This window comes from Burkholderia sp. Tr-862, assembly GCF_011753085.1.
GTDB lineage: Bacteria > Pseudomonadota > Gammaproteobacteria > Burkholderiales > Burkholderiaceae > Burkholderia > Burkholderia ambifaria.
Genome location: NZ_VWWG01000174.1, coordinates 1 through 13,040 on the forward strand (window position 1 = coordinate 1; position 13,040 = coordinate 13,040).

9 protein-coding genes are annotated in these 13,040 nt (G+C 68.8%); 3 read left to right on the forward strand and 6 right to left on the reverse strand.

Annotated elements, in window-relative coordinates; all coding sequences use genetic code 11:
- Positions 1-153: 153 nt before the first annotated feature.
- Genes F3J14_RS29290 through F3J14_RS29300 form a run of 3 tightly spaced genes read right to left on the reverse strand, consistent with a single transcriptional unit; the run spans position 154 to position 3,171 of the window.
- Complete coding sequence (locus F3J14_RS29290) at positions 154-1,242, reverse strand: extracellular solute-binding protein (RefSeq protein ID WP_166725914.1); 1,089 nt, start codon at positions 1,240-1,242, stop codon at positions 154-156.
- Between the two features lie 26 nt (positions 1,243-1,268).
- Positions 1,269-2,312, reverse strand: a complete 1,044-nt coding sequence (locus tag F3J14_RS29295; RefSeq protein ID WP_166725915.1) for an ABC transporter ATP-binding protein — start codon at positions 2,310-2,312, stop codon at positions 1,269-1,271.
- A 7-nt stretch (positions 2,313-2,319) separates the two neighbouring features.
- The gene (locus F3J14_RS29300; RefSeq protein WP_166725916.1) at positions 2,320-3,171 is read right to left on the reverse strand and encodes an ABC transporter permease subunit; all 852 of its coding nucleotides are present in this window, start codon (positions 3,169-3,171) and stop codon (positions 2,320-2,322) included.
- A gap of 162 nt (positions 3,172-3,333) precedes the next feature.
- Here F3J14_RS29300 and F3J14_RS29305 point away from each other — a divergent pair, with 162 nt between their 5' ends.
- The gene (locus tag F3J14_RS29305; RefSeq protein WP_166725917.1) at positions 3,334-4,230 is read left to right on the forward strand and encodes a LysR substrate-binding domain-containing protein; all 897 of its coding nucleotides are present in this window, start codon (positions 3,334-3,336) and stop codon (positions 4,228-4,230) included.
- A gap of 109 nt (positions 4,231-4,339) precedes the next feature.
- On the opposite strand, the gene F3J14_RS29310 is transcribed toward F3J14_RS29305, so the two are convergent.
- The gene (locus F3J14_RS29310; protein WP_166725918.1) at positions 4,340-6,016 is read right to left on the reverse strand and encodes an alkaline phosphatase family protein; all 1,677 of its coding nucleotides are present in this window, start codon (positions 6,014-6,016) and stop codon (positions 4,340-4,342) included.
- Between the two features lie 251 nt (positions 6,017-6,267).
- Here F3J14_RS29310 and F3J14_RS29315 point away from each other — a divergent pair, with 251 nt between their 5' ends.
- A complete protein-coding gene (locus tag F3J14_RS29315) occupies positions 6,268-6,489 on the forward strand; it encodes a hypothetical protein (protein WP_166725919.1) in 222 nt (73 codons plus the stop codon).
- A gap of 68 nt (positions 6,490-6,557) precedes the next feature.
- Here the strand turns inward: F3J14_RS29315 and F3J14_RS29320 are convergent, their stop codons facing one another.
- Complete coding sequence (locus F3J14_RS29320; protein WP_166725920.1) at positions 6,558-10,355, reverse strand: DUF748 domain-containing protein; 3,798 nt, start codon at positions 10,353-10,355, stop codon at positions 6,558-6,560.
- A gap of 152 nt (positions 10,356-10,507) precedes the next feature.
- On the reverse strand, positions 10,508-11,947 hold the full coding sequence (locus tag F3J14_RS29325) for a DUF1254 domain-containing protein (protein WP_166725921.1): 1,440 nt from the start codon (positions 11,945-11,947) through the stop codon (positions 10,508-10,510).
- A gap of 391 nt (positions 11,948-12,338) precedes the next feature.
- Here F3J14_RS29325 and F3J14_RS29330 point away from each other — a divergent pair.
- On the forward strand, positions 12,339-13,040 hold a 702-nt coding region (locus F3J14_RS29330; protein WP_166725922.1), incomplete at its 3' end, for a heavy metal-associated domain-containing protein.

The window sequence follows — 13,040 nt, forward strand, 5'->3', positions numbered from 1 at the left end:
GCGGCGAACGCGCGGCCGCCGTCCGTGAACGCCGAGCCGACGAGCGCGGCGAGCGGCAACACGAAGCACACGGCCAGCAGGAGCGCCGCCGGAACCGCACCGAAGCGGCGCAGCGCGCCGCGTTCGGCCAGGGAGGTCTGCATCGCGCGCTCCTTACTGGCCGAGCGTCGCCTGCGACCAGAGCTGGTCGACCTCGGCCTTGCGCGTCGCCGCCTTCGCCACGTCCAGCGGGCGCACCTGCGGCGCCTTCGGCAGCTTCGCCGCGACGTCCGGCGCAACCGGCGTGCCGGGCACGGCCGGCCGCACGAAGCCCTGCGCGAACAGCGCCTGCCCGACGTCGCTCATCACCAGGTTCAGCCAGAGCTGCGCGGCGGCAGGGTTCGGGCCGTTCTTCACGAGGCTCATCGCGTACGGCGCCGACACGCTGCCGTCCTGCGGAATCACGACGTCGGCCGCGTCCCCCATGCCGTCGACGTACTTCGCCTTCAGGCCGTCGTTCTCGTAGCCGATCAGGATCGGAATCTCGCCCTTCACGAACTTCGCATACGGCGTCGTGCCCTCGACGCGCAGCACGTTGCCCGCACTCTTCAACTTGCCGAAGAATTCCGCGCCCGGCTTCGGATTCTCGACGCTCCCGCCGTTCGCATACGCGGCCGCGAACACGGCGACCTGCCCCTGCCCGGTCGAACGCGGGTCGAGGTAGACGACCGCATTGCGATATTCCGGCTTCAGCAGGTCGGACCACCGCTGCGGCACGTTCTTCACGAGCTTCCGGTTGACGAGGAACGCGATGTTCAGCGAGTGCACCGCGAACCAGCGGCCGTCCGCCGCGCGGAACACGTTCGGCAGCTTGTCGAAGTTGACCGGCCTGAACGGCGCGACGACGTCCTTGCTCTCGGCATCGAGCGCCGACGCGGCGAAGTAGTACGCGGTATCGGCCTGCGGACGGCGGCGCGACTTGTCGAGCGCGACGACGGTCGCCGCCGAGCCGATGTCGTTGTAGGTGATCTCGACCTTCGGATAGCGCTTGCGGAATTCGGCGAACAGCGCCTTCCAGTTCGCCCATTCGGGGCCGGTATCGAACGACACGACCAGCCCTTCGTCGGCGGCCTTTGCGTACAGCGCGTCTTCGCCCGGATACAGCGGCGCGGCATGCGCCGCGGCGCAGGAAAGCGCCACGAGCGCACACAGCGCCAGCACGCGGTTGCGCATGGCTTTCATGACAGGGGAGCCTGCAAGCATCGTGAATCTCCGTTGAACGAAAGGGGTCATCGCGCGTCCGGCGACGCCGGCAGCACGAGCAGATGGCGCGGCTCGATCGCGATGCTGCGTGCGGCGGGCTCGCGCCCCTCGCACAGCAGCGCGTCGGCCGAGCCGTCCGGAATGAAGTCGTAGCGCTGCGTCGCGCCGAAATAACGCACTTCCCCGCGACGGCCTTCGATGCGATTCATGCTGTGCGCCGGCGGGTCGGCCTGCACATGCTCGGGCCGTACCAGCACGTCGATCTCGGCGCCCGGCCGGTGCCCGTCGGTCGCGACGTTCAGCGTCGCGAAACGCACGTCGACCGTGCCGTGCGCGAGCACGCGCCCGCGCAGCAGCGTCGAGTGCCCGACGAAGCGCGCGACCTGCGCGCTGGCCGGACGCTCGTACAGCTCGCGCGGCGTGCCCACCTGCAGCACGCGCCCTGCGTCGACGATCGCGACACGGTCGGCCATGCTCAGCGCCTCGTCCTGATCGTGCGTGACGAGCAGCGTCGTCGCGCCGCACGCGCGCTGCAGCGCGCGGATCTCGTCGCGCAGCTGATGGCGGATGCCGGCATCGAGCGCCGCCAGCGGCTCGTCGAGCAGCAGCAGCTTGGGCTCGATCACGAGCGCGCGCGCCAGCGCGACGCGCTGCTGCTGCCCGCCGGACAGCATCGTGATGCCACGCTCCGCATGCGCCGCCAGCCCGACGCGCTCGAGCATCGCGTGCGCGCGCTGCCGTCTCGCGCCCGCCGCGACGCCGCGCATCCGCAGCCCGTATGCGACGTTGTCGGCCACCGACAGGTTCGGAAACAGCGCGTAGTGCTGGAACACCATGCCCACCTCGCGCCGCCACACGGGCACGCCCGCCATGTCGTCGCCGCCGATCGCGATGCGGCCGCTGCCGCCTTCGAGCAGCCCGGCCGCGAGCCGCAGCAGCGTGGACTTGCCGGACCCGCTGCGCCCCATCACCGCGAGCAGTTCGCCTTGCGCGGCGGCCAGCGTGACGTCGTCGACGCCATGCCGCGCGCCGGGATACTGGAAACTGACGTGTTCGAACTCGAGGCTCATGACGGACTCATTTCATGCGTTGTACGGTGCCGACCGACACGAGCGTCGCGAGCACGGCGAGGACGAGCAGCACGACGGTAGCCGCGCACGCCATCCCCGACGCGCCGTAGAACGCCTGCAGCAGCACGATCGGATAGTTGCGGTAGCGAAAGCCGGCGATCAGGTTCGAAATCTGGAATTCGCCGATCGACAGCGCGGCCACCATCACGAGCCCGGAAAACAGGCTGTGCCGCAGGTTCGGCAGCACGATCGTGACGAACTGGCGCAGCGGCGTCGCGCCGAGCGTCGCCGCGCAGGCCTCGAGACGCGCGAGGCCGAGGTGGCGCAGATCGCTGAGCAGCGTCTGCAGCAGGTAGGGCAGCGTCAGCACCGCGTGCGCCGCGATCATCAGCGGCAGCGTGCCGAGCCACGGCAGCGTGTCGCCGCTGAAGATCGCGATGTAGCCGAAGCCGAGCGTCAGCGCGGGCACGCCGACCGGCATCAGCATCACGATGCGCGTCGCCATTCCGCGCCCGGCCTGTGCGCGGTGATGCAGCGCATAGGCGAGCGGCAGGCCGACCACCGCGTTGAGCGCGCAGCACGCCAGCGCGACCGTCAGGCTCACGCCGAATGCGCGGGTGAAGCTGCGGTTCTCGGCCAGGTCGGCGAACCAGTGCCCGGTGAAGCCGGTGGGCAGCAGCGTGTTCGTCCACGACTGACCCACCGAACCGATCAGCAGCAGGGCGATCGGCAGCAGCAGATAAAGCCCGAACACGGCGACGAGCGCGTGCAGCAGCAGGCGTCCGGCGCTCGGACGCACGGGCCGGTTACGCGGAACCGGAACACCATCGGCCAGTGCCGGGGCAGGAGACGCAGGCATGGAAATACTCGCGGGCAAGAGACAAGGACACCGCACGACGCCCGCCGGGCGGGGCTGTCACGCGTTTTCCGAACGGCTGCAGTGTGCGGCGCCGACATGGCATCGTCATGAAAAAAACGTACAAAGCGCGCATCGATCTGTGCAAGGACGGAACAGCCGCCGATGAAACACCTGTATCCGAACGTGGCGGAGCTGCACGCATTCGCCACTTCCGCGAAGTACCTGAATTTCTCCTACGCGGCCCGGGAACTGGGCCTGAGCCCGAGCGCGGTCAGCCGACAGATCGCGAACCTCGAGGCACTGTTCGGCGTGAAGCTGTTCGTGCGCGAGGGGCGCGGTCTCGCGCTCACCCGCGCGGGCCAGGTGTACCACGCCCGCGTCGTCGGGCCGCTGCGCGAAATCGGCAACGCGTCGATCGAACTGCTGAGCGCGCGCGAGAACAGCGACCTGCTGACGATCGCGAGCGTGCCGACGTTCACGACCAAGTGGCTCTTGCCGCGGCTCACGCGCTTTCTCGCCACCGCGCCGAGCGTCACGCTGAGCTTTCGCCGCCATCTCGCGCCCGGCGACGTGTTTCCGTTCGGACTCGACGCGGCGATCCGCTACGGCGACGGCGCATGGGAAGGCGTACGAAGCGACTATCTGGGCGGGCGGACCTTCGTGCCGGTCTGCTCGCGCGAATTCGCCGAGCGGCATGCGCTGCACGTGCCCGACGACGCGGTGGCGGCGCCGCGTCTCGTGCACGAGCAGGCCGAGATTGCGTGGTCCGAATGGGCCGAGCGGTATCGCGCGACGCAGATGAACGCGCTTGCCGGACCGCGCTTCGAACAGTATTCGGTGCTGATCCAGGCGGCGCAGGCCGGGCTCGGGATCGCCCTCGTGCCGCGTTTCCTGATTCTCGACAATCTCGCGGCCGGCACGCTGATCGAGCCGTTCGACGCACCGGTCGACGTGCACGTGCAGGGTCACTATCTGTGCTACGCGCCGGAGCGCCTCGACACGAGCGATGCGTTGCGGCGCTTCAGGGAATGGATGCTGGACGAATCCGCGCGCGGGTGACGCGCACCGCGACTACGCGCATCGCGATGGGGAAAGCGCCGCGCGCCACCGCACGGCAGCGCGCGCTCCGCGCCGGACGCCGCCCGCGGGCGGCATCCGGCACGCAGCATCAACGCCCGATACCGAGCCCCGGCAGCACGTGCGTGTTCTCGGCCACGACTGCGTTCAGCAGACGCGGTTCGGCGCCGAGCAGCCCGAGGATCGTCGGCGCGACCTGCTTCGTGCCGACGAGATCGCTCACGGTGCGCGCGCGATGGAGGCCCGGATACGACACGAGCAGGCCGAGGTGGCTGTCGTCCGGCGCGTTGCCGCCGTGCTCCTCGTCCTTCTTCGTGCTCGACGTGTAGATCACGCCCGGATTCGGCTGGACGATGATGTCCGGCGTACGGCCGTTGGCCGGATCGCCGAACCGGTCGGCCAGCGCCGCGCCGTACAGGATGTAGGCCTGCGAGCCGTCCGCGCAGATCCCCGGCGCGTTGCAGCCCAGGTTCGCCTTCAGCGTCTGCACCACGGCCGTGCGCTGGCTGCGGTCGCGCAGCCAGATCAGGCCGACGTCGTCGGTCTGCACCAGGCCCGTGCCGACCAGGCCCGAACCGTCGTTCAGGTTGCCCGTCGTCGTGTTGTTCTGGCCGAAGTTGCCGTTCGGGTCGATGTAGTTGTTCGCTTCGAGCAGCTTCGTCAGCGTGTCGCCGTTCTTCACGAGCTTGGTGTGATCGGTCGGCGACTGGCCGTGCTTCGCCGTGACGATCACGGCCGTCGACGAATACAGGTTGGCCTGCTTCAGCGCCGCGACGATATGGCCGATCGAGTTGTCGACGTACGTGATCGCATTCGCGACCTGCCCGTTCGGCGTGAAGTTCGCATCGAGGTAGCCACCGCCCTTCGTCACCGGCGCCTTCTGCGCGACGCTCAGCGTCTGGAAGTCGGCGCCGAACAGCGTCGGCACCGGCGCGCTCTTGGTGCCCGTCGAGTCCCGGCCATTGATCTGGTTGATCAGCGCCTGCACGTGCAGGTTGTCGAATTGCGCGGTATGCGAATAGACGTCCGTATAGGCCGTTTGCGTCGCCGGATCGATCGAGTTGATCTCGGTGCGCATCAGATCGTCGACGCCCTTGCCCGACGGGCCGTTCACCCAGTCGTAGCCCCACGCGTGCTTGTCGGCCCACGCGGTGTATGCATTCGGCACGCCGGCCTTCACGGCTTCGAACACCGTGTTGGTCTTCACGTAGTTGTGCGGGTACACCGGCACGCACTTGCCGTTGACCTTCGCATTCGGGATCGCCTGCGGGTTGAACGCGCCGCCGCCGTCGAGGTGCACGAGCGCGCCGCCGTTGAATGCATCGATGCCGGTCGTCTCGTCGAACACGACGTTCCAGCCCTGCTTGCCCGAGCAGGTCGTGTCGCCCGGCGCGTACAGGTTGCGGTCGTACGACACGTCGTAGAACAGGCCGGCCGTCTTCGGCGAGCCGCCCGTCACGAGCGCCGCGAGGCCCGGGAACGAGTCCGACAGGCCCGGCGTATACGCGTTCGTGTACGTGACGCCGCTTTGCGCGAGCACCGCGATGTTCGGGCACGTATTCGCGCCGACGCAGCGCGCGAGATCCTGCTCGTGCAGGCCGTCGACGCTGATCAGCAGCACGTGCTTCACGACACGGCGCGCGTGGCCGCCGTTCTCGCCCTGGCTGTTGCCGTCCTGCTGCGCCGCGTAGGCGCCCACGCTGGCGAGCGCCAGCGCGCCCGCCACCATCACCGCCATTTTTCGTTGCTTAGCGAACCTGGAAATCATCACCCCACCTCATCGATTGACGTTGAACCGCATGACTTGCCAACAAGCGCGCCAAATATCGGCGCGTCGTGCGGCGGTCGCATGAAGCGGGGCTTTCTGTTTTCTATCAAACGTAACCAATCGCAATTGACATCGCGCAGTCGCAATGCGGTGCGTGCCCGGGCGCGGCCGGGTGGACCGTATTTTTTTCCCGGTTGGCGCAGGACTATTGGCGTGCGATAAAGGGTTTTCCCCTAGCCCGGAGCACGCGTATGTCGACCCTGGAAGCTCTCCGGTTCGTGCTGGACGATGCACGTACCCCCGAAATCATTCGCCACCACGTCGTGGACGCGCTGCAGTACGCGCTGCGCAACTACGGCCAGGTGTTCACCGCGAAGGAAATCGAATGGCTCGCGCAATGGGACGATGCCCGCCTGCCGCTGGCCGCGAAGAAGGAACTGGACAAGCGCGAACCGGCGATCGCCGTGCGCTGACGGGAAGCGCGCCGCCGCGCCCGATTGCCGGTCGGACGCAGCGGCGGCGGATGAGGGAATGACGCGGGTTACTGCAGGCCGAAGTCGACGCGCGTCGTCGCGCCCTTGTCCTCGATGCCCTTCGCATCGAGCTTCGACGCCACGACGAACATCCGGCTCGAATCGATCTTGCCGTCGAGATACTCGCGCACGGCCTGCGCACGCTGCTGCGCGAGCGCACGCAGCGCGTTGTCGTCGGCCGGCGCATGATCGGCCAGCGCCTGCTTCATGTCCGCCTCGGGCAGCGTCTTCTGCAGGCCGACCAGGTTGCGCGGCTTCTTGAAGTCGGCGGCCTTGTACGCACGCGTCAGGTACTTCTCGTACTCGGCCGGGTCGACCTTCACCGACATCGGATCGACGCTCTCGCCCTGGCCGATCACGTCCTTCAGCTTCTGCTGGCGCACCAGCCGGTCGACGTACGCGTCGCGCAGCCCCGGCGTGTCCTTCGCCGGATCGACGCGGCCGATCAGGTCGAGGCGGATCGACGGCTTCTCGGTCAGCATCTTCACGACGGTGTCGAGCTTCTTCTGCTGCGCGTCGGTCAGCTGGTACGAGCCCGGCGCGAACTCGACGTAGCCGAGATCCTCGCCGCCGCTGCCGCCGAACGCATTCGCGAGCAGCGAGAACGGCGACGTGACGGCCTTCGCGATCAGGTTCAGCACCGCGCGCCAGATCAGCCCGCCGACGCTGAATTCCGGATTCGACAGCGAACCCGACACCGGCAGGTTCACGTCGATCTGGCCGCGCGTGTTCTTCAGGAGCGAGATCGCGAGCTTCACCGGCAGCTTCGTCGCCGTGTCGTTGTCGACGTGGTCGCCGAACGTGAGCTGGTCGATGAAGATGTGGTTGTTCGCCTGCAGCTGGTCGTTCGCGAGCTGGTAGTGCAGATCGACGTTGAGCTTGCCCTTCGTGATCGGATAGCCCGCGTACTTCGCGGAATACGGCGTCAGGTTGGTCAGCTCGATGTCGTGCGCGGTCGCCGTCAGGTCCAGCGCCGGCTTCTCGATCAGCGGATTCACCGAACCCTTGATCGAGATCGGCCCGTTGCCTTCGAGGTTCGCGGCGACGTCGACCGGTGCGGACGTCGTCGAATCCGTGCCGAACGCGCCGACCGTGCCCTTGATCGCGACGAGGTGCGCCGTGTAGTTCGGCTTGATGAAGTTGTCCGTGTACGTGACGCGGCCGTTCTGCAGCAGCAGCTCGCCGAAATGCATCCGCACCGGGTTCTGCGGCGGCGGCGCGGCCTTCACGACGACCGTCGCCGATGCGGCGGCCGGCGCGGACGCCTGCTGCGCGACCGCGGCCGATGCGGCCGGTGCGGCGCCCGGCGACAGCGGCACGGGCTCGCCCTTGCTCGCGTCGCGCGTGAGCGATTGCGCGGGGCCCGTCTCCTTCGCGACGACGTCCTTCAGGTTCAGCCGCCCCTGCGCATCGAGCAGCACGCGACCGTAGAAGTTCGAGAACGTCACGCGCGCGGCGTCGACGTCGGTGCCCTTCTCGTCGTAGTTCACCTTCAGGTTCGACAGCGCGAGCGAGCGCCAGCCCGCGAACGGATCGGACGTCGCCTTGTCGAGCATCCGCACGTCGACCAGCGCGGCATCGCCGCGATAGGTCGCGCGCGGCGCGTCCTTCACCTGCGCGAACGTCAGGTTGCCTTGCGCGTTGAGCAGCGCGCTCGCGATGGTCGCGTTCAGCGCGCTGCCGAAGTACGGCTCGAACGCGGCCGCGTCGAGGCGGTTACCGTTGATCTTCAGGCCGAGCTTCAGCGGCTGCGCGGTCACGTCGCCCGTCACGCTCAGCGCGCCCTTGCGGTTCAGCGTCGCCTTCAGCTGCACCGGCAGCGGCTTCGTCATGTCGTCGCTGATCTTCTGCACCGACAGGTCGAGCGGCTTGATCGCGAGCTTCACCGGGCGCGGCGTCGACAGGTCCGTGAAGTTCGCGGCAGAGTCCTTCACGTTCAGCGCGCCGATCCGGTAATGCCACGACGGCGCCGCCGCCTCGGCCTTGCGCGCGACCGTGCGCTTGGGCACCGCCGCCTGCGCGGGTTCGGCCAGCGCCGCGAGGTCGATCTTGCCGTCCTTCAGGCGTTTGACGTCGAGCGCGAGCCCGGTCGCGTCGACGCTCGCGATTTCCGCGGTGCGCGCGGCGACATCGACCTTCGCGATCTTCGCGCTCGCATCGGGCAGCACGATCGCGGGCGCCTTCGCGTCCGGCGTCGCGAGCTTCAGCGACTTCAGGCTCACCGTGCTATCGGCGACCTGCGCGTCGAGCGGCGTCTTGCCCCAGTCGGCCTTCGCGTTGACGGTCGCGCCGAGCGTGCCGTCGAGCACGCGCGCACGGGTCGCCTCGCCGAGATACGGCTGCAGCGCCGGCAGCGCGAGCGCGTCGACCGTCAGCTTCGTGTCGGCCTGCTTCGCCGCGACGCTGAACGCGCCTTCGGCCTTCACGTCGCCGCCATGCGACAGCGACGTCGACAGCGTGTACTTCGCCGGCGCCTTGCCCTGCAGCGTGAAGCCGTCGAGCGTCGCGGCGAGCTTCGTCAGCGACATCGCGGTCGGCGTCGCGGGCACGCGGTCGTCGACGTTGATCGTGCCGCCGTCGATCGCGAAATGACGAATCGTCAGGTCGAGCGGCGGTGCTTCCTTCGCGGCGGCTTCGGCCTTCGCACCGCTTGCAGCGATAGCGGCAGTGGCGGCGGCCGTCGATGCGGCGGCGCCCGACGCGGCCGGCTTGCCCGCGGCAGCCTTCGGCGCGGCGGCCGGCTGGCCGGCGAGCTTCTCGACGTTCAGCACGCCCTGCTTGTCGCGCGCGAGGTCGACGACCGGCTGGTCGATCCGGATCTCGTCGAAATGCAGCACGTTGCGCAGCGGCTCGAGGCCGGCGGCCGCCACATGCACGCCGCGCGCGGCGAACAGCGGCTCGGACGCGCGGCCGGTGACCTTCGCGTCGTTCAGGTCGACGGTGCCCGACACGCGCAGCGTGGGCGTGTCGCCGCTCATCACGAAGTTCAGCGTGAGGTCGCTGCTCAACAGGCCGCTCGTGACGATCACCGGCAGCTTCGCCGGCGCGTACGTAATCAGCTTCGGCACGTCGAGCCGGTCGAACTTCAGCGCGACTTCCGACTCGCGCGACAGCGCGAACGGCTTCGTCTTGCCGTCGATCGCGATCGGGCTGCCGTCGAACCGCGCGCGCAGCTTCGGCTGCACGAAGATGTCGGTCTTCGACGCCAGCGTCGCGATGAACGGAATGCCGAGCGTCCAGTTGTCGACCACGTGCTTTTCGTTCAGCAGGCGGTCATCGAAGTCGATCCGGCCGCCGTTGACCTGGATGTTCGACACCGAGAACTGCGTCGGCTTGCTTTCGGGCTGGGGCGACGGCTTCGAGAACTTCTCGATCAGGTCGGTGAAGTTGAAGCGCTGCGCGTCGTAGCGGACGATATGGAAGCGCGGCGAGTCGACGCGCACTTCGTTGACGATCGGCGCGCCGCGAAACAGCGACGACCAAGACGGCCGCACGACGAGCTTGTCGATATCGATGAAGTCGCCCTGGCCGCCGCGCTCGCCGACGTGCACGCCGTCGGCTTCGAGATTCAGCGTGTACGGGTTCAGCGCGATGCGCTGGATCGTGGACGGCCGCTCGAGCTGCTGGCTCAATTGCTGTTCGGCGATGTGGCGGATCAGCGGCGGCGCCGCGAAGAACCCGAGCAGTCCGAACAAAACGATGAAGATCAGCACGCCGAGGCCGATACGCCGGGCCCGGCGCGAGCGTGCAACACCGCCGAGGGTATGGAGGGTCGAGGGTACGGTTTCTTTCTCTGCGCTTGCCATGCTTGAATATCTCGGAAATGGATGCCGGGCCGCACCGGAAAACCGGCGCGGCCGTGCACGCAATCCCGAAAGTATAGGCTCAGGAGGTGACGGAACGGCGTTCAGGCGTGAGCGCCCCGCCCGCGGATCGGACAGCGGCGGCGCCTATCCGTTCATTTCCGGACGACGACGGGCGGCATCCACGAGCCGTCGCTCGCTTGCGGTTTCGGTGCGTAGAGGCGCAACGCAAGCGCGAAATCGGTGCGCGGCGCCGGCAGCCAGTTGGCCGCATGCGCACCGCCCGACGACGCCGACACGACCACGTCGATCGAGCCGTCGTGATTGCGGCGCAGCCGGTCGCGGTCGCCCAGCGAGCGGCGCGCCGAGCCGACGTCGGGCAGCGCGCCGTTGGTGGAGTACGGTGTCAGCGTCCAGAATCCGCGCACCGGCGGCAGCGCGCCCGGCGCGAAGTGCAGCACGTAGCGGTTCGCGCCGTTCAGCGGATGGCCGTCGCTGTCGACACGCACGAGCGCGAGCGTCTCGTCGTCGCGCGTTGCTGTGCCGAACTGCGTGTAGGCCGCGTATGCGCGCAACGCGTAGTCCTGGCCGTACTTGCCGGCCGCGTCGCCGATCCAGCTCCAGCCGTTCGCGTTCAGCAGGTTCGGCGGCGGCGCCGCGAGCCGCGCGCGCGCTTCGGCGACGCCGGCCGTCGCGGCGCTCAGGCGATCGCCCGTCCACGGCACCGGGTAGCCGGCCGACACGCCGATGTCGTTCAGGAGTTCCTGCGCGTGCGCGTCGTCGGCCGGTGCCGGGTTGTCCTGCAGCGCCTGCGCGAAACGCGTGAAGAACGCCTTCGGGTCGAGCGCGGCGACCTGCTCGGCCGGCGTGCCGCCGCTCGCCGCTTCCGACGGCGCGCTGCCCGCATGGACCGCGACCGACGCGCCGCGCGCGCTGCCCGTATTAACGGACAGCGGCACCACGCGGATCGCCCGCTGCAGTTTCTTCACGTTCGTGAGGTCGCGCCCGCCGCTCGTCTGCAGCCGCACCTCGAGCCAGGCGTTGGCCGACGGCACGTCGATACGCAATGCGCCCTTCGGCAGCGTGCCCTGCCAGTCCTTCGCGGCAAAAGCAATCGTTTGCGATCGCGCGGCGCCGCGTGCGCCACGCGCCGCGACACTCGACGACGACCACAGCACGTTCGTCCACATGTCGAGCGCGCGGGCATCCCAGTAGCGGCCGCGGGTGTCGGGCAGCGTGACGATCACCGGCTCGGCGCCGACGTCGAGCCAGCCGGTCGAGTCGAGCGTGTCGACGCCCGGCAGCGGCGGATTGAGCGCGCCGACGGGCGGCAGCGCCTGCGCGTGACGCAGCGTGTTGAGCGGCGCCTGGCCCGGCTGCGCGCCGTCGCCGCCTGTGGCGGCTTCCTTCGCGACGTCCATCAGCACAAGCGGATACGCATATATATAGGAATCGGCCACTTCGGCGCGCAGCCAGCCGGTTTTCCGCTGGATCGCGTCCGGTTGCGACGCGCATCCCGCCAGCAGCGCCGCCAGGGCCAGCGACGCGCCTGCCGCGCGCCGCAGCGAAATTGATTCTCGTAGGTTTTCAATCATTGTGTACTGGCCGAATATCGTTCTTGTCAGTCAACGCCTTGTTCGACTCACGACCGGCGAAAGCAAGGCACCCCAGCCTGCCCGGTCGCCGCTTCGCTAGGCGGGCGCTGATGTCAGGCCGGTATCATAGCGCCTAAGGGCATCCCCCAATATGCCGAATAACGGGCGGAGCGGTGGTTGCCGCGTCGACAGTCCCCAGGCGGCGGAAGGCAACGCCGTCCGGACCAACGCATTGGCTGCCCGGGCTCCGGCAAATAGGGGGACGCATCAGCAGCCCCGAGCCGGTACACACGTCCGTGCATTGCATCGTCGCCCCCCTTGACCTTCCCATCATGGGAATGTTGATACTGGGATCATTCGCGGCACGAACCGCGCTTTTGGGGAATCCGACATGACTGAACCACTCGCCTCCGCGGGCTTGCAAACGATCGAACTGTCCGTCGACGGCATGCATTGCGGCGGCTGCACGGGCCGCGTGCAGCGTGCACTCGCCGCCGTGCCGGGCGTCGTCGAGGCCGCGGTCGATCTCGACGCGCAGGCGGCGACGGTGACCGCGCAGGACACGGTCGAGCCCGTGCAGCTCGTCGATGCGATCAGCGCGGCGGGCTATCGCGCGAGCGTGCGCGAAGCGGCGTTCGAAGCCGTTGCTGCCGCGCAGGCGCAGCACGCGCCACGCGCCGAAGCGCTGCCCGCCATGCCGGCGGCACTGCCCGCGGCCGCCGCTACGATCGAACTCGATATCGACGGCATGACCTGCGCGTCGTGCGTGTCGCGCGTCGAAAAGGCGCTGGCGAAGGTGCCGGGCGTCACGCGTGCGTCGGTCAACCTCGCCACCGAGCGCGCGACCATCGACGCGGCACCGGACGTTTCCGCGTCGCGACTGGCCGAAGCCGTGCAGCAGGCCGGCTACGGCGCGACAGCGGTCGCCGCGACGCCGCCGGCCGCTTCCCGCGAGCTCGAATTCGACATCGGCGGCATGACGTGCGCATCCTGCGCCGGCCGCGTCGAAAAGGCGCTGGCCGCGATACCGGGCGTCACGCGCGCGTCGGTCAATCTCGCGACCGAGCGCGCATCGGTGCATGGCGCCGGCGCG